Genomic DNA, 15,113 nt, shown 5'->3' with positions numbered 1-15,113 from the left:
CCTGCTGCATGCGGGGTAAGCACGTGGTTCGGCGGGGCTTGGGTAAGCGGTTCGATTATAGGAAGGTTGCTAACGATCGAACAAGGGCATAGATCGCAGCCTCGCTTCGCTCGACAGCTCCTACAAGGAACGTATTCCGAACGGTAGGAGCTGTCGAGCGAAGCGAGGCTGCGATCTTTTGGCGAACTAACGGATGAGCGCGGGAACCGAACTGGTATGCCAGATCAGCACGCGTGTGACGCGATTCTCTTCAGTCTCCAGAATCTCCAGCCGGTATCGTCCGATCTTCAGGCACACCGCACTGTCCGGAATCGTCTCCAACGCCTCGGTCACCAGGCCGTTGAGGGTTTTCGGACCATCGCTGGGCAGGTGCCAGCCAAGGCTCTTGTTCAGCTCGCGGATGGACGCTGCACCATCAATCACCAGTCGGCCATCGGCCTGCGGGTGAATGTGCGGGTTATCCAGGCTGTGCTGGCTTTCGAACTCGCCGACGATTTCTTCGAGAATGTCTTCCAGGGTCACGATGCCCAGCACTTCCCCGTACTCGTCGACCACCATGCCCAAGCGCCGCTGCTGCTTGTGGAAATTCAGCAATTGCAGTTGCAACGGCGTGCTTTCCGGCACGAAGTACGGTTCGTGACTGGCCGCCAGCAGCGCTTCCACGGTCAGGCTTGAATCCGGCAACAAATGACGGATCTGCCGGGTGTTGAGCACCGCTTCGACCTGGTTGATGTCGCTGTGGAATACCGGCAGGCGGGTGCGCCTGTTGTGGCGCAGTTGCTCGATGATTTCTTCGAGGGGGTCGTCCAGGTTGATCCCATCGACGTCACTGCGTGGCACCAGAATATCGTTGACCGTGATGTTATCCAGTGCGTGGATGCCTGACAGTGGGCGATAGGCTGCGTGTTCGTGGTCGTCGTGTCGATCTGCCGGTGCCTCGTCTTCGCTTTGCTGCACCACGTTGATTTTGCGGGCGAATGGCCGCATCAGCAGTTGGCTGATGCCATTGAGTAGCCAGGCGGCGGGATAGACGATTTTCAACGGTATGCCGAGCAATGTGTTGCCCAAGGCCAGGACGGCATCCGGATAGCGGGCGGCGATGGAGCGTGGCAGGTAGTCGGCGAACACCACCAACACTGCGCCGGCACCGAGGCAGGCAATCCAGGGGCCGTTTTGTGCCCAGGTGAAAATCGCCAGCAAGGTGCTGATGACCACCACCAGCGCGCGGCACAAGGTGTTGCAGAGGATCAGGCTGTTGAGCGGGAAGCTCAGCCTGGCCACGGGTTTGTCGCTGGAGCGCGAGGCCGTGCGCTGGGCCAGTAATTGCTGTTGCGCGACTTCGATGGCGGTAAACAGCCCCGACCATATAATCAGCAGGGCCAGCACCGCGAGCATCGGTCCTATGGGCAAATCGTCCATTAATGCCGCCCGTCAGATGTGCAGAATGTATTCGCGGACCAGCTTGCTGCCGAAATACGCCAGCATCAGCAGGCAGAAACCGGCAAGGGTCCAGCGGATGGCTTTGTGTCCGCGCCAGCCGAGACGGTTGCGCCCCCAGAGCAGCACGCTGAACACGATCCAGGCCAGGCACGCCAGCAGGGTTTTATGCACCAGGTGCTGGGCGAACAGGTTCTCGACGAACAGCCAGCCGGAAATCAGCGACAACGACAGCAGGCTCCAGCCGGCCCAGAGGAAGCCGAACAGCAGGCTTTCCATGGTTTGCAGCGGTGGGAAGTTCTTGATCAGCCCGGACGGATGCTTGTGCTTGAGCTGATGGTCCTGAACCAGCAGCAGCAAGGCCTGGAACACCGCGATGGTGAACATGCCGTAAGCGAGGATCGACAGGAGAATGTGGGCGAGAATGCCGGGTTCTTCGTCGATGACCTGCACCGTGCCGGCGGGGGCGAACTGTGCCAGCAACACTGTTGCGGCGCCCAGCGGAAACAGTAATACAAGGAGGTTTTCCACCGGTATCCGTGAACAGGCCAGCAGGGTCAGGGCGATGACCGCTGCGGCAATCAGGCTGGCGGCGCTGAAAAAGTCCAGGGCCAGGCCGACCGGAGTCAGCAGATAGCTGATCAGGCTGGCGCTGTGGGCCAGCACGGCCAGCACGCCGAGCGTGACCAGCAGGCGTTTGTTCGCCTTGGCACCGGTGGCCAGGCGAGTGCCTTGATAGAAGGTCGCAGCGGCATATAAGCAGGCGGCGGCGAGAGTGGTAAGCAAGCTGGGTGACAAGGGGAGCATAAATCCTGTTAGGCAGGCCCGAAAGGCGTTGAGTTTGGCATAGAACCCATACGGCACGAAAGACTATACAAGCTGACGGCGAGGTGTCCGCCAGACGCAGTCTTCGCTATAATCCGCGACCTGCCCACGCCGCAGGCTCGCCGAGCACATGTTGATTCCGGTCTGGGCCGCCATTATCCCGGTCTACACAGGGCCTGAAAGGATCGCGCAATGTTTGAAAACTTAACCGACCGTCTCTCGCAGACGCTGCGCCATGTCACCGGCAAGGCCAAGCTGACCGAAGACAACATCAAAGACACCCTGCGCGAAGTGCGCATGGCGTTGCTCGAAGCCGACGTCGCCTTGCCGGTGGTCAAAGACTTCGTCAATTCGGTCAAGGAACGCGCTGTCGGCACCGAGGTGTCGCGCAGCCTGACGCCGGGCCAGGCCTTCGTGAAGATCGTCCAGGCCGAACTCGAAAGCCTGATGGGCGCGGCCAACGAAGACCTGAACCTGAGCGCCGTTCCACCGGCCGTGGTTCTGATGGCCGGTTTGCAGGGTGCGGGTAAAACCACCACCGCCGGCAAACTGGCGCGCTTCCTCAAGGAGCGCAAGAAGAAGTCTGTGATGGTCGTGTCCGCGGACGTTTACCGTCCGGCGGCGATCAAGCAGCTGGAAACCCTGGCCAACGACATCGGCGTGACGTTCTTCCCGTCCGACCTGAGCCAGAAGCCGGTCGACATCGCGCAAGCGGCTATTAAAGAAGCCAAGCTGAAATTCATCGACGTGGTCATCGTCGACACCGCCGGTCGTTTGCACATCGACGAAGAGATGATGGGCGAGATCAAGGCGCTGCACGCCGCGATCAACCCGGTCGAAACCCTGTTCGTGGTCGATGCCATGACCGGTCAGGACGCCGCCAACACGGCCAAGGCCTTCGGTGATGCATTGCCGCTGACCGGTGTGATCCTGACCAAGGTCGACGGCGATGCCCGTGGCGGTGCCGCATTGTCGGTACGTGCTATCACCGGCAAGCCGATCAAGTTCATCGGTATGGGCGAGAAGAGCGAAGCGCTCGAACCGTTCCACCCTGAGCGTATCGCATCGCGCATCCTCGGCATGGGCGACGTGCTCAGCCTGATCGAACAGGCTGAAGCGACCCTCGACAAGGACAAGGCCGACAAACTGGCCAAGAAGCTGAAGAAGGGCAAGGGTTTCGACCTCGAAGACTTCCGCGATCAGTTGCAACAGATGAAGAACATGGGCGGCCTTGGCGGCCTCATGGACAAACTACCCAATATCGGCGGTGTGAACCTGGCGCAGATGGGCAATGCCCAGGGCGCGGCAGAGAAACAATTCAAACAGATGGAAGCCATCATCAATTCCATGACCCCGGCCGAGCGCCGCGACCCTGAGCTGATCAGCGGTTCGCGCAAGCGCCGTATCGCCATGGGCTCCGGCACTCAGGTGCAGGACATCGGTCGCTTGATCAAGCAGCACAAGCAGATGCAGAAGATGATGAAGAAATTCTCCGCCAAAGGCGGAATGGCCAAAATGATGCGCGGCATGGGCGGTATGTTGCCCGGCGGCGGCATGCCCAAGATGTAAAGAATTCGCGCGGGAGCTTGCTCCTGCGCCGACCCACACGGACGTGGGATCTCCAGCAAACCCGCACTTGGCGGGAGCTGACTGGCCATCTTCAACGATGGCTCTATAGCAAATCTGGATGGCACGCCGATAGGCGCCGGAAAAAGACATTTGCAAAAGTCCGGATATTCCTTAGAATATGCGGCCTTTCGGGCACCTATGCCCGCTGTGCATTTAGATTTGCAGCACCGACTACAGGAACGATGTTCACATGCTAACAATCCGTCTTGCCCTTGGCGGCTCCAAAAAGCGCCCGTTTTACCACTTGACCGTAACCGACAGCCGCAACCCGCGTGACGGTTCGCACAAGGAACAGGTTGGTTTCTTCAACCCTGTTGCTCGTGGTCAAGAAGTTCGTCTGTCCGTGAACCAAGAGCGCGTAGCCTACTGGCTGAGCGTTGGTGCACAGCCTTCTGAGCGCGTTGCTCAGTTGTTGAAGGAATCTGCTAAGGCTGCGGCCTGAGCAATATGAACGCGACGCCAGCTGTTGCTGATGATTTGATCGTTATCGGCAAGATTTATTCTGTTCACGGCGTTCGCGGCGAAGTGAAGGTGTATTCCTTTACTGATCCGATTAAAAACCTGTTGGACTACAAAACCTGGACGCTCAGGCGCGAAGGCAACGTAAAACAGGTCGAGCTGGTCAGCGGACGCGGGAACGACAAGTTCCTGGTCGCAAAGCTCAAGGGTCTTGATGATCGTGAAGAAGCTCGTCTTCTGGCTGGTTATGAGATCTGCGTGCCGCGCAACCTGTTCCCTGAATTGACCGATGGCGAGTACTACTGGTACCAGCTGGAAGGTCTGAAGGTCATCGATACTCACGGGCAATTGTTCGGGAAAATCGATCATCTTCTGGAAACCGGCGCCAATGATGTAATGGTGGTCAAGCCTTGCGCTGGCAGCCTGGATGATCGTGAACGCCTGTTGCCGTATACCGAGCAATGCGTGTTGGCCGTCGATCTGGCAGCGGGCGAGATGAAGGTGGAATGGGATGCGGACTTCTAAACGTGGCTAACCTGCGCGTAGAAGTGATCAGTTTGTTTCCCGAGATGTTCTCCGCCATCAGCGAGTACGGCATCACCAGTCGGGCGGTGAAGCAGGGGCTGTTGCAGCTTACCTGTTGGAATCCGCGAGACTACACGACGGATCGACATCACACTGTGGATGATCGCCCATTTGGCGGTGGTCCGGGCATGGTGATGAAGATCAAGCCCCTGGAAGATGCTCTGGTTCAGGCCAAGGCAGCAGCCGGGGAGGCGGCGAAGGTAATTTACCTGTCCCCCCAAGGCCGTCAACTGACCCAGTCGGCGGTACGCGAGTTGGCGAATCTGGATGCATTGATCCTGATTGCCGGCCGCTATGAAGGCATTGACGAGCGTTTTATTGATGCTCATGTCGATGAAGAGTGGTCGATTGGCGACTATGTACTGTCTGGCGGCGAGCTGCCGGCGATGGTCCTGATCGATGCGGTTACACGACTGCTGCCTGGAGCTTTAGGGCATGCGGACTCCGCTGAGGAAGATTCCTTTACGGATGGTTTGCTGGATTGCCCGCACTACACCCGACCGGAGGTGTATGCGGATCAGCGTGTTCCCGACGTATTGCTAAGTGGCAATCACGCGCACATCCGGCGTTGGCGTTTACAGCAGTCCCTTGGTCGGACCTATGAACGACGCGCCGATCTTCTGGAAAGCCGCTCGCTTTCTGGAGAAGAGAAGAAGCTGCTCGAGGAATACATCCGCGAGCGGGACGATAGTTAACAACGTATCGATGGTAGATCCGACGATTTACCTTAGGAGCACAGCATGACTAACAAAATCATCCTTGCACTCGAAGCAGAGCAGATGACTAAAGAGATCCCTACCTTTGCCCCGGGCGACACCATTGTCGTTCAGGTGAAAGTGAAGGAAGGCGATCGTTCGCGTCTGCAAGCGTTCGAAGGCGTAGTTATCGCCAAGCGTAACCGCGGCGTAAACAGTGCTTTCACCGTTCGTAAAATCTCCAACGGTGTTGGCGTAGAGCGTACTTTCCAGACCTACAGCCCGCAAATCGACAGCATGGCTGTCAAGCGTCGCGGTGATGTACGTAAAGCCAAGCTGTACTACCTGCGTGACCTGTCCGGTAAAGCAGCTCGCATCAAGGAAAAACTGGCTTAAGTCCAGCTTCCGATGCCGAAAAGCTGGCCTGCTCAGGTTGGCATTTTCAAGAAAATGCCCTGTATCGAAAGATGCGGGGCATTTTTCGTTATGGCGGCATATAAAAGGCTGCGGCGCGCTTCTTGTAGCAGCAGGCTTCGGCAGCTGCTGCAGATCGCGTTATGGCTTAACTTGGGGATTTTGTTCGCGCAAAAGCAAACGCCCCGAACCAGTCGGGGCGTTTGCTTTAAGTGCTGCGGCTTTTTGGGCTTGGGCGCTTAGCGCTTCAGCGAAGCTGGCAGGTGTGGCTGGATCGCTGTCAGTACTGCCTTGAAGCACTTGGTGTTGCCGGCAACGACGTGACCTTTCTCCAGGAAGTCGTGACCGCCGGTGAAGTCGCTCACCAAGCCGCCGGCTTCCTGGATCAGCAGGGCGCCTGCAGCCATGTCCCATTCAGATAGGCCCGACTCCCAGAAGGCGTCGAAACGGCCGGCAGCCACGTAGGCCAGGTCGAGGCTTGCCGAGCCGGCGCGGCGAATGCCGGCGGTCTGGCCAACCAGGGCGCGGAACATGCCCAGGTAGTTGTCGAGGTTGTCCATCTGGTCGTCTCGGAACGGGAAGCCGGTACCCAGCAGAGCGCCGTCCAGGCTGGTACGGCCGCTAACGCGCAGGCGACGACCGTTCAGTTGAGCGCCGCGACCACGGCTGGCGGTGAATTCTTCCTGGCGAACCGGGTCCAGAACAACAGCATGTTCCAGGCGACCCCGGTATTTGCAGGCGATGCTGACAGCGAAGTGAGGAATGCCGCGCAGGAAGTTGGTGGTGCCGTCCAGTGGGTCGATGATCCACAGGTATTCTTCGCCTTCGATGCCGGTGCCGGCATGCAGGCCGGTTTCTTCACCCATGATCGAGTGATTCGGGTAGGCCTTGCGCAGTGCGTCGATGATTTTCTGTTCGGCGGCGCGATCCACCTCGGATACATAATCCTTGGCGTCTTTTTCGTCGACCTTGATGGTATCCAGGCGCTCGATGGAGCGGAAGATCAATTCACTGGCGCTGCGGGCGGCGCGCAGCGCGATATTCAGCATGGGCTGCATGGATGTGTCACCTAAGGTTGTTAAAGAAAGCCGGGCATTCTATCAGAAAGTTTCTACAGGAGAAGGTCGACGTTCGCTTTCATGGCTTAACGGTAGGAGGAGCTGTAAGATTCGGCTCCCCCATTCAATGTTCGAGAGCGCCTCCCTTGCTGCAAAACATTCGTGTCGTCCTGGTCAATACCAGTCATCCCGGAAATATCGGCGGTGCTGCGCGTGCCATGAAGAACATGGGCCTGTCGCGACTGGTGCTGGTCGAGCCGCGGTTGTTCCCGCACCACGAGGCCGATGCGCGTGCGTCCGGCGCCGGGGACATCCTTGAAAACGCGCAAGTCGTCGCCACCTTGGAAGATGCCTTGGTCGGCTGCAATCTGGTGCTGGGTACCAGTGCTCGTGATCGTCGCATTCCCTGGCCGTTGCTCGATCCCCGTGAGTGCGGTGCAAGGGTGGTCGAGGAAGCGGGGCAGGGTGCCGAGATCGCATTGGTGTTCGGTCGTGAAGATTCCGGCCTGACCAACGAAGAATTGCAGCGATGTCATTATCACGTGCACATCCCATCAGACCCCGAGTTCAGTTCGCTGAACCTCGGGGCGGCGGTGCAGGTGTTGAGCTATGAAGTGCGCATGTCCTGGCTGGCGGCCCAAGGTCAGCCGAGCAAGGTCGAGAAGGAAGAAGTGGCGTCCACCAAGAGTGGTGAGCTGGCGACCATGGATGAGCTGGAGCGATTCTATGAGCACCTGGAGCAAACCCTGGTAGCCATCGAATTCCTCGACCCGGAAAAGCCACGGCACTTGATGGCGCGCCTGCGCCGGTTGTACGGACGCAGCTCGGTCAGCCGGGCGGAAATGAATATATTGCGTGGCATCCTCACGGAAACCCAGAAGGCGGCCCGTGGCGAGCTTCTAAAGCGGAAGGATTAATGATGTTCGAGCGTTTGCGTGAAGATATCCAAAGTGTTTTTCATCGTGACCCTGCGGCGCGTAATGCTTTTGAGGTCCTGACCTGCTATCCGGGCATGCATGCCATCTGGATCCATCGCCTGTCGTCGCTCCTGTGGCGCGCAGATCTGAAATGGCTGGCGCGGCTGGTGTCGAACTTCGGTCGCTGGTTGACCGGGATCGAGATTCATCCGGGGGCCAAGGTCGGTCGTCGCTTCTTTATCGACCATGGCATGGGCATCGTTATTGGTGAGACTGCCGAGATCGGCAACGACGTCACCCTTTATCAGGGCGTGACCCTCGGTGGCACCAGCTGGAACAAAGGTAAGCGTCACCCGACCCTGGAGGACGGTGTGGTGGTTGGTGCCGGCGCCAAGGTGCTCGGCCCATTCACTGTCGGTGCCGGGGCCAAGGTGGGTTCCAATGCCGTGGTCACCAAGGCAGTTCCGCCGGGTGCGACGGTGGTGGGGATTCCGGGGCGGATTATCGTCAAGTCCGACGATGAGCAGGATGCCAAGCGCAAGGCCATGGCCGAGAAGATCGGCTTCGATGCCTACGGTGTCGGCGAAGACATGCCGGACCCGGTGGCCCGGGCGATCGGTCAGTTGCTCGATCACTTGCAGGCGGTCGATGGGCGTCTGGAGGGTATGTGTGGAGCGCTGAAGGATCTGGGCAGTAATTACTGTGCCAAGGATCTGCCTGAACTGCGTGAAGAAGACTTTGCCTGTGTGAAGGGCAAGGACGAAAGCAAGGCCAGCTGATTCATGGCAGGGTCGCATTCAGGCATTTGCACCGCGCTGGTTGGTGTGCCATTGCGCCGCAGACCCTGCTATGATGCGCGCGCTCTTTTGCGGGTAAACCTGAGTAATGCGCTGGGTCTTATAGTTGACTTAAATACTCGGGAATTGCATACTCGCCCCATTCCGAACTCCGTGGTAATTGTCCATGCGACTGACTACAAAAGGCCGATACGCCGTGACCGCCATGCTTGACCTGGCGTTACACGCGCAGCACGGGCCGGTGTCCCTGGCCGATATCTCCGAGCGCCAAGGCATCTCCCTGTCCTACCTCGAGCAGCTTTTCGCCAAATTGCGCCGTAGCAATCTGGTGTCCAGTGTTCGCGGTCCGGGCGGTGGCTACCAATTGTCCCGCGACATGCAGGGCATCCAGGTCGCCCAGGTAATCGATGCGGTCAACGAATCGGTCGATGCAACCAAGTGCCAGGGTCAGGGCGATTGCCATTCCGGCGACACCTGTCTGACTCACCATTTGTGGTGCGATCTTAGCCTGCAGATTCACGAATTTCTGAGCGGTATCAGCTTGGCTGACCTTGTAACTCGCCGTGAGGTGCAAGAAGTAGCCCAGCGTCAGGACCAGCGTCGTTGCAACAGCAAGACGCCACGCCTGGACAAGATTGAAGCGTCCGCCGTCGAATGACAGCCAAAGAGCTAGCGGCACGCCAGCCAGCCTGATTTAGGAGATAGTCCATGAAATTGCCGATTTACCTTGATTACTCTGCGACCACCCCGGTTGATCCGCGTGTCGCGCAAAAGATGAGTGAATGCCTGCTGGTCGACGGAAACTTCGGTAACCCGGCGTCCCGTTCCCACGTGTTCGGCTGGAAAGCCGAAGAGTCCGTCGAGAACGCTCGTCGTCAGGTCGCTGACCTGGTTAACGCCGACCCGCGTGAAATCGTCTGGACCTCCGGTGCCACCGAGTCCGACAACCTGGCAATCAAGGGGGCGGCGCATTTCTACTCCACCAAAGGCAAACACCTGATCACCACCAAGATTGAGCACAAGGCTGTCCTCGACACCATGCGCCAACTGGAGCGTGAAGGTTTCGAAGTGACCTACCTCGATCCTCGTGAAGATGGCCTGGTCACTCCGGAAATGGTCGAAGCTGCCCTGCGTGACGACACCATTCTGGTATCGGTCATGCACGTGAACAACGAAATCGGCACCATCAACGACATCGCCGCCATCGGTGAGCTGACCCGCTCCCGGGGTATTCTGTTCCACGTCGACGCCGCTCAGTCCACCGGCAAGGTCGAGATCGACCTGTCGAAACTGAAAGTTGACCTGATGTCGTTCTCTGCCCACAAAACCTACGGCCCTAAAGGCATCGGCGCGCTGTACGTCAGCCGCAAGCCGCGTGTGCGCATCGAAGCGACCATGCACGGCGGCGGTCATGAGCGTGGCATGCGTTCCGGCACCCTGGCGACTCACCAGATCGTCGGCATGGGCGAAGCGTTCCGTGTGGCCAAGGAAGACATGGCTGCCGAGAATGCACGCATCAAAGCGCTGAGCGACCGTTTCTTCAAGCAGGTTGAAGGCCTGGAAGAGTTGTACGTCAACGGCAGCATGACCGCCCGCGTACCGCACAACCTGAACCTGAGCTTCAACTACGTCGAAGGCGAGTCGCTGATCATGGCGCTCAAGGATCTGGCGGTTTCGTCGGGTTCGGCCTGCACCTCGGCATCGCTTGAGCCTTCGTACGTGCTGCGCGCCCTGGGCCGCAACGACGAACTGGCACACAGCTCGATTCGCTTCACCTTCGGCCGTTTCACCACCGAAGAAGAAATCGACTACGCCGCGCAGAAAGTCTGCGAGGCCGTCACCAAGCTGCGCACTCTGTCGCCGCTGTGGGACATGTACAAAGACGGCGTCGACATTTCGAAAATCGAGTGGGCGGCACACTGATATTCAAGTCGCCGCAACCGGGCCCTGCGAATCCACGATTGGCAGGGCTTCAAGAGCGACTCCTGATGAGTGAGGATTAAGAATCATGGCTTACAGCGAAAAGGTCATCGACCACTACGAGAACCCGCGCAACGTCGGCAAGATGGATGCAGAAGATCCTGATGTCGGCACCGGCATGGTCGGCGCTCCGGCGTGCGGTGACGTGATGCGTCTGCAGATCAAGGTCAATGAGCAAGGCATCATCGAAGACGCCAAGTTCAAGACTTACGGTTGCGGTTCCGCGATCGCCTCCAGCTCCCTGGCGACCGAGTGGATGAAAGGCAAGACTCTGGATGAAGCAGAGACCATCAAGAACACTCAACTGGCCGAAGAACTGGCCCTGCCGCCGGTGAAAATTCACTGCTCCGTGCTCGCTGAAGACGCCATCAAGGCGGCCGTTCGCGATTACAAGCAGAAGAAAGGCTTGATCTGACTTTCAAGATTTGGCGACGAGTAAGGAGTCACCGATGGCTATCAGCATGACAGAAGCGGCTGCTCAACACGTGCGACGCTCCCTCAACGGGCGCGGCAAGGGTGATGGGATTCGTCTGGGTGTTCGCACCACGGGCTGTTCCGGCCTTGCCTATGTGCTGGAGTTTGTCGACGAGGTAGGCGCGGACGATCAGGTGTTCGAAAGTCACGGCGAGAAAGTGATCATCGACCCGAAAAGCCTGGCCTACCTGGACGGCACCGAGCTTGATTTCGTCAAGGAAGGGTTGAACGAAGGCTTCAAGTTCAACAACCCCAACGTACGCGGTGAATGTGGCTGCGGCGAAAGCTTCAACATCTGAGGCTACTCGTGGGTACTCCTTGTCATTTCGCTTTATTTGAGCTGCAACCGAGTTTCAATCTGGACCTCGATCAGCTGGCTACGCGCTACCGTGAGTTGGCGCGCGGCGTTCATCCGGACCGCTTTGCCGACGCTTCCGAGCGCGAGCAGCGGCTGGCGCTCGAGCAATCCGCGAGCCTCAACGAGGCCTACCAGACGCTCAAAAGCCCCCCCAAGCGCGCGCGATACTTGCTCGCATTGAGTGGTGGCGAGTTGCCGCTGGAGGTCACGGTGCATGATCCGGAGTTTCTTCTGCAGCAGATGGAGTTGCGTGAAGAGCTCGAGGATCTGCAGGACAGCGCCGACATGGCGGGTATTGCCACGTTCAAGCGCCGCCTCAAGGCCGCTCAGGATGAACTGAACCAAAGCTTCGCAGCTTGCTGGAATGATGTGGCGCAACGCGAACGGGCCGAACGCCTGATGCGGCGCATGCAGTTCCTCGACAAGCTCACCTACGAAGTGCGCCAGTTAGAAGAGCGCCTCGACGATTAACCCAGTGCCGCTCCGGTCGCACGCCTGATATACAGATAAGTCCTGATCACGATGGCCCTACTGCAGATCGCCGAACCCGGCCAAAGTCCTCAACCGCACCAGCGTCGTCTGGCTGTGGGGATCGACTTGGGCACTACCAATTCGCTGGTCGCTGCATTGCGCAGTGGTCTTTCCGAGCCTCTGGCCGACGCGCAAGGGCGGGTTATCCTGCCGTCTGCCGTGCGCTATCACGCCGATCGCGTCGAGGTCGGCGAATCGGCCAAACTGGCTGCCGCTACCGATCCTCTGAACACTGTGCTGTCGGTCAAGCGCTTGATGGGACGTGGTTTGTCCGACGTCAAGCAATTGGGCGATCAGCTGCCATACCGTTTTGTCGACGGCGAGTCGCACATGCCGTTCATCGACACGGTGCAAGGCCCGAAAAGCCCGGTCGAAGTCTCCGCCGATATCCTCAAGGTGCTGCGTCAGCGCGCCGAAGCGACCTTGGGTGGCGAACTGGTCGGCGCAGTGATCACCGTTCCGGCCTATTTCGATGATGCTCAGCGTCAAGCCACCAAGGATGCGGCCAAGCTGGCCGGCCTGAACGTGCTGCGCTTGCTCAATGAGCCGACCGCTGCTGCGGTGGCTTACGGTCTGGATCAACAGGCTGAAGGCCTGGTTGCCATTTATGACCTGGGCGGCGGCACCTTTGATATTTCGATTCTGCGCCTGACCGGCGGTGTATTCGAAGTGCTGGCTACCGGTGGCGACAGCGCCCTGGGTGGCGATGACTTCGATCACGCCATTGCTGGCTGGATCATCGAGAGTGCCGGTCTGTCGGCCGACCTCGATCCGGGCGAGCAACGCAATCTGTTGCAAACCGCGTGTGCGGCCAAAGAAGCCCTGACCAGTGCCTCGTCCGTCGAAGTCGCGTATGGCGACTGGAAGGCGGGGCTGACCCGTGAAGCGTTCAATGCGCTGATCGAGCCGATGGTTGCCCGCAGCCTGAAAGCCTGTCGTCGCGCGGTGCGTGATTCCGGCATTGAGCTGGAAGACGTTCATGCGGTGGTCATGGTCGGCGGCTCGACTCGCGTGCCGCGCGTGCGCGAAGCCGTTGCGCAAGCCTTCGGTCGTGAACCGCTGACCGAAATCGACCCGGACCAAGTCGTGGCCATCGGCGCCGCGATCCAGGCCGATACCCTGGCTGGCAATAAGCGTGACGGCGGCGAACTGCTGTTGCTCGACGTGATTCCGTTGTCCCTGGGGCTGGAAACCATGGGCGGCCTGATGGAGAAGGTGATTCCGCGCAACACCACCATCCCTGTCGCCCGGGCCCAGGACTTCACCACTTATAAAGACGGCCAGTCGGCCATGGCGATCCACGTATTGCAGGGCGAGCGTGAGTTGATCAGCGACTGCCGCTCCCTGGCACGCTTCGAATTGCGCGGTATTCCAGCGATGGTTGCTGGGGCGGCGAAGATTCGCGTGACCTTCCAGGTCGATGCCGACGGTCTGCTCAGTGTCTCGGCCCGCGAATTGGGTTCGGGTGTCGAAGCCAGCATTCAGGTCAAACCGTCCTACGGCCTGACCGACGGCGAAATCGCCAAAATGCTCAAAGATTCGTTCCAGCACGCCAACGACGACAAGGTCGCCCGCGTATTGCGTGAACAGCAGGTCGATGCCCAGCGCCTGATCGAAGCAGTGCAGGGTGCTCTGGATGTCGACGGCGAACGCTTGCTCGACGCCGAAGAGCGCATGGTCATCGAATTGCAGATGCAGGAACTGACCGAATTGATGAAAGGCACCGATGGTTACGCCATTGAGCAGCAGACCAAACGTCTGTCGCAAGTGACCGATGCCTTTGCTGCCCGCCGCCTGGACTCGACGGTGAAAGCCGCTCTGGCGGGGCGCAATCTGAATGAAATCGAGGAATAATTGATGCCGCAGGTCATTTTTCTGCCACACGAGAAGTTTTGCCCGGAAGGCATGGTTGTGGAGGCTGAGCCCGGCATATCCATTCTCGAGCTGGCCCATGAACACCATATCGAGATGGAAAGCGCCTGTGGCGGCGTCTGCGCGTGCACCACTTGTCACTGCATCATTCGTGAGGGTTTCGACTCGCTGGAAGAGGCTGATGAGCTGGAGGAAGACTATCTTGATAAGGCCTGGGGGCTGGAAGCCCAGTCACGTCTGGCCTGTCAGGCAAAAGTCGGGACTGAAGACCTGACCGTCGAAATTCCGAAATACTCGCTCAACCACGCCGCCGAAGCGCCGCACTGATTCAAGGAACTTTCATGAGCCTGAAATGGGTTGATGTGCTGGAAATCGCGATCCAGCTGGCTGATTCAAAGCCGGATGTGGACCCGCGTTACGTGAACTTCGTCGATCTGCATAAGTGGGTGCTGGCATTGCCGGAATTCAGTGATGATCCGACACGCGGTGGCGAGAAGGTGCTTGAAGCCATTCAGGCCGCCTGGATCGAAGAAGCAGACTGATTCTGCACCGTACGCAGTTAGGCAATACCAAAGAACCCGCGTATAATTCGCGGGTTTAATTTTTCGCAAATTACCGTTTCTGGAGTTACACCATGGCTGTTCAACGTACTTTCTCCATCATCAAGCCTGACGCTGTTGCTAAAAATGTCATCGGCGAGATCACCACTCGTTTCGAAAAAGCAGGCCTGCGCGTTGTAGCTTCGAAACTGAAGCAACTGTCCAAAGCCGAAGCTGAAGGCTTCTACGCTGAGCACAGCGCTCGTGGTTTCTTCAACGACCTGGTTGCTTTCATGATTTCCGGTCCGGTTGTCGTTCAGGTTCTGGAAGGCGAAAACGCTATCGCTCTGAACCGTGAGCTGATGGGCGCTACCAACCCTAAAGAAGCTGCTCCTGGCACCATCCGCGCTGACTTCGCTGATTCCATCGACGCCAACGCTGTACACGGTTCGGACTCCGAAGCCGCTGCTGCTCGCGAAATCTCGTACTTCTTCGCAGCTACTGAAGTAACCACTCGCTAAGCATTGGCTTAAGAGTGAAGGT

The 15,113-nt window shown here is 58.6% G+C and carries 19 protein-coding genes; 16 read left to right on the top strand and 3 right to left on the bottom strand.

The features are described from left to right. Nucleotides 1-186: 186 nt before the first annotated feature. Together AC1D2Q_RS08915 and AC1D2Q_RS08910 are read right to left on the bottom strand one after the other, a co-directional pair. The gene (locus tag AC1D2Q_RS08915) at nucleotides 187-1,419 is read right to left on the bottom strand and encodes a transporter associated domain-containing protein (protein WP_477812947.1); all 1,233 of its coding nucleotides are present in this window, start codon (nucleotides 1,417-1,419) and stop codon (nucleotides 187-189) included. A gap of 12 nt (nucleotides 1,420-1,431) precedes the next feature. After that, nucleotides 1,432-2,244 carry a cytochrome C assembly family protein gene (locus tag AC1D2Q_RS08910; RefSeq protein ID WP_018927074.1) on the bottom strand — a complete coding sequence of 271 codons (813 nt, stop codon included), beginning with the start codon at nucleotides 2,242-2,244 and terminating at the stop codon, nucleotides 1,432-1,434. A 210-nt stretch (nucleotides 2,245-2,454) separates the two neighbouring features. Here AC1D2Q_RS08910 and ffh point away from each other — a divergent pair, with 210 nt between their 5' ends. The 5 genes from ffh (at nucleotide 2,455) to rplS (ending at nucleotide 6,026) form a co-directional block, all read left to right on the top strand. Continuing rightward, nucleotides 2,455-3,831 (top strand): signal recognition particle protein, encoded by a 1,377-nt coding sequence (ffh, locus tag AC1D2Q_RS08905; protein ID WP_007941401.1) that lies wholly within the window; start codon nucleotides 2,455-2,457, stop codon nucleotides 3,829-3,831. A 250-nt stretch (nucleotides 3,832-4,081) separates the two neighbouring features. Then, nucleotides 4,082-4,333, top strand: a complete 252-nt coding sequence (gene rpsP, locus AC1D2Q_RS08900) for a 30S ribosomal protein S16 (RefSeq protein WP_003198088.1) — start codon at nucleotides 4,082-4,084, stop codon at nucleotides 4,331-4,333. Nucleotides 4,334-4,338: 5 nt separating this feature from the next. After that, nucleotides 4,339-4,875 (top strand): ribosome maturation factor RimM, encoded by a 537-nt coding sequence (gene rimM, locus AC1D2Q_RS08895; RefSeq protein WP_019581061.1) that lies wholly within the window; start codon nucleotides 4,339-4,341, stop codon nucleotides 4,873-4,875. Continuing rightward, nucleotides 4,857-5,630, top strand: a complete 774-nt coding sequence (trmD, locus tag AC1D2Q_RS08890; RefSeq protein ID WP_172901170.1) for a tRNA (guanosine(37)-N1)-methyltransferase TrmD — start codon at nucleotides 4,857-4,859, stop codon at nucleotides 5,628-5,630. Before rimM ends, trmD begins: the two co-directional genes overlap by 19 nt. Before the next feature lie 45 nt (nucleotides 5,631-5,675). Continuing rightward, nucleotides 5,676-6,026, top strand: coding sequence for a 50S ribosomal protein L19 (rplS, locus tag AC1D2Q_RS08885; protein ID WP_003175895.1), 351 nt, complete (start codon nucleotides 5,676-5,678; stop codon nucleotides 6,024-6,026). 257 nt (nucleotides 6,027-6,283) lie between these two features. Here rplS and suhB read toward each other — a convergent pair whose 3' ends face one another. Then, complete coding sequence (gene suhB / locus AC1D2Q_RS08880; protein ID WP_007941397.1) at nucleotides 6,284-7,102, bottom strand: type III secretion system regulator SuhB; 819 nt, start codon at nucleotides 7,100-7,102, stop codon at nucleotides 6,284-6,286. Between the two features lie 146 nt (nucleotides 7,103-7,248). Here suhB and trmJ point away from each other — a divergent pair, with 146 nt between their 5' ends. The 11 genes from trmJ (at nucleotide 7,249) to ndk (ending at nucleotide 15,091) form a co-directional block, all read left to right on the top strand. After that, nucleotides 7,249-8,019 (top strand): tRNA (cytosine(32)/uridine(32)-2'-O)-methyltransferase TrmJ, encoded by a 771-nt coding sequence (gene trmJ, locus AC1D2Q_RS08875; protein ID WP_018927071.1) that lies wholly within the window; start codon nucleotides 7,249-7,251, stop codon nucleotides 8,017-8,019. A 2-nt stretch (nucleotides 8,020-8,021) separates the two neighbouring features. Continuing rightward, nucleotides 8,022-8,798, top strand: coding sequence for a serine O-acetyltransferase (cysE, locus tag AC1D2Q_RS08870; protein WP_428633836.1), 777 nt, complete (start codon nucleotides 8,022-8,024; stop codon nucleotides 8,796-8,798). Nucleotides 8,799-8,982: 184 nt separating this feature from the next. Then, the gene (iscR, locus tag AC1D2Q_RS08865) at nucleotides 8,983-9,474 is read left to right on the top strand and encodes a Fe-S cluster assembly transcriptional regulator IscR (protein WP_007941394.1); all 492 of its coding nucleotides are present in this window, start codon (nucleotides 8,983-8,985) and stop codon (nucleotides 9,472-9,474) included. Between the two features lie 50 nt (nucleotides 9,475-9,524). After that, nucleotides 9,525-10,739, top strand: coding sequence for an IscS subfamily cysteine desulfurase (locus AC1D2Q_RS08860; RefSeq protein WP_007941393.1), 1,215 nt, complete (start codon nucleotides 9,525-9,527; stop codon nucleotides 10,737-10,739). A gap of 85 nt (nucleotides 10,740-10,824) precedes the next feature. After that, nucleotides 10,825-11,211, top strand: a complete 387-nt coding sequence (iscU, locus tag AC1D2Q_RS08855; protein WP_003443374.1) for a Fe-S cluster assembly scaffold IscU — start codon at nucleotides 10,825-10,827, stop codon at nucleotides 11,209-11,211. A 34-nt stretch (nucleotides 11,212-11,245) separates the two neighbouring features. After that, the gene (gene iscA / locus AC1D2Q_RS08850) at nucleotides 11,246-11,569 is read left to right on the top strand and encodes an iron-sulfur cluster assembly protein IscA (RefSeq protein ID WP_007941391.1); all 324 of its coding nucleotides are present in this window, start codon (nucleotides 11,246-11,248) and stop codon (nucleotides 11,567-11,569) included. Nucleotides 11,570-11,577: 8 nt separating this feature from the next. After that, the gene (hscB, locus tag AC1D2Q_RS08845) at nucleotides 11,578-12,099 is read left to right on the top strand and encodes a co-chaperone HscB (RefSeq protein WP_477812946.1); all 522 of its coding nucleotides are present in this window, start codon (nucleotides 11,578-11,580) and stop codon (nucleotides 12,097-12,099) included. Between the two features lie 51 nt (nucleotides 12,100-12,150). After that, entirely contained in the window at nucleotides 12,151-14,013 is a 1,863-nt protein-coding gene (gene hscA / locus AC1D2Q_RS08840; protein ID WP_064620145.1) for a Fe-S protein assembly chaperone HscA, read from the top strand. A gap of 3 nt (nucleotides 14,014-14,016) precedes the next feature. Then, complete coding sequence (gene fdx, locus AC1D2Q_RS08835) at nucleotides 14,017-14,358, top strand: ISC system 2Fe-2S type ferredoxin (RefSeq protein WP_018927066.1); 342 nt, start codon at nucleotides 14,017-14,019, stop codon at nucleotides 14,356-14,358. A gap of 14 nt (nucleotides 14,359-14,372) precedes the next feature. Then, nucleotides 14,373-14,573: a Fe-S cluster assembly protein IscX gene (iscX, locus tag AC1D2Q_RS08830; RefSeq protein WP_477812945.1), complete on the top strand. Its 201-nt coding sequence runs from the start codon at nucleotides 14,373-14,375 to the stop codon at nucleotides 14,571-14,573. A gap of 92 nt (nucleotides 14,574-14,665) precedes the next feature. After that, the gene (gene ndk / locus AC1D2Q_RS08825) at nucleotides 14,666-15,091 is read left to right on the top strand and encodes a nucleoside-diphosphate kinase (RefSeq protein ID WP_018927065.1); all 426 of its coding nucleotides are present in this window, start codon (nucleotides 14,666-14,668) and stop codon (nucleotides 15,089-15,091) included. The last annotated feature ends 22 nt before the right edge of the window (nucleotides 15,092-15,113 follow it).

It is taken from the genome of Pseudomonas sp. P1_A1 (assembly GCF_056406935.1).
The sequence above is the reverse complement of the archived record's forward strand: the minus strand, read 5'-3'. Positions and strand labels throughout refer to the sequence as shown.

Coding starts and splice junctions, on each gene's coding strand:
- AC1D2Q_RS08915 (WP_477812947.1), bottom strand. CDS start 1,419: ATGGACGATTTGCCCATAGGACCGATGCTCGCGGTGCTGGCCCTGCTG.
- AC1D2Q_RS08910 (WP_018927074.1), bottom strand. CDS start 2,244: ATGCTCCCCTTGTCACCCAGCTTGCTTACCACTCTCGCCGCCGCCTGC.
- ffh (WP_007941401.1), top strand. CDS start 2,455: ATGTTTGAAAACTTAACCGACCGTCTCTCGCAGACGCTGCGCCATGTC.
- rpsP (WP_003198088.1), top strand. CDS start 4,082: ATGCTAACAATCCGTCTTGCCCTTGGCGGCTCCAAAAAGCGCCCGTTT.
- rimM (WP_019581061.1), top strand. CDS start 4,339: ATGAACGCGACGCCAGCTGTTGCTGATGATTTGATCGTTATCGGCAAG.
- trmD (WP_172901170.1), top strand. CDS start 4,857: ATGGGATGCGGACTTCTAAACGTGGCTAACCTGCGCGTAGAAGTGATC.
- rplS (WP_003175895.1), top strand. CDS start 5,676: ATGACTAACAAAATCATCCTTGCACTCGAAGCAGAGCAGATGACTAAA.
- suhB (WP_007941397.1), bottom strand. CDS start 7,102: ATGCAGCCCATGCTGAATATCGCGCTGCGCGCCGCCCGCAGCGCCAGT.
- cysE (WP_428633836.1), top strand. CDS start 8,022: ATGTTCGAGCGTTTGCGTGAAGATATCCAAAGTGTTTTTCATCGTGAC.
- iscR (WP_007941394.1), top strand. CDS start 8,983: ATGCGACTGACTACAAAAGGCCGATACGCCGTGACCGCCATGCTTGAC.
- AC1D2Q_RS08860 (WP_007941393.1), top strand. CDS start 9,525: ATGAAATTGCCGATTTACCTTGATTACTCTGCGACCACCCCGGTTGAT.
- iscU (WP_003443374.1), top strand. CDS start 10,825: ATGGCTTACAGCGAAAAGGTCATCGACCACTACGAGAACCCGCGCAAC.
- iscA (WP_007941391.1), top strand. CDS start 11,246: ATGGCTATCAGCATGACAGAAGCGGCTGCTCAACACGTGCGACGCTCC.
- hscA (WP_064620145.1), top strand. CDS start 12,151: ATGGCCCTACTGCAGATCGCCGAACCCGGCCAAAGTCCTCAACCGCAC.
- fdx (WP_018927066.1), top strand. CDS start 14,017: ATGCCGCAGGTCATTTTTCTGCCACACGAGAAGTTTTGCCCGGAAGGC.
- iscX (WP_477812945.1), top strand. CDS start 14,373: ATGAGCCTGAAATGGGTTGATGTGCTGGAAATCGCGATCCAGCTGGCT.
- ndk (WP_018927065.1), top strand. CDS start 14,666: ATGGCTGTTCAACGTACTTTCTCCATCATCAAGCCTGACGCTGTTGCT.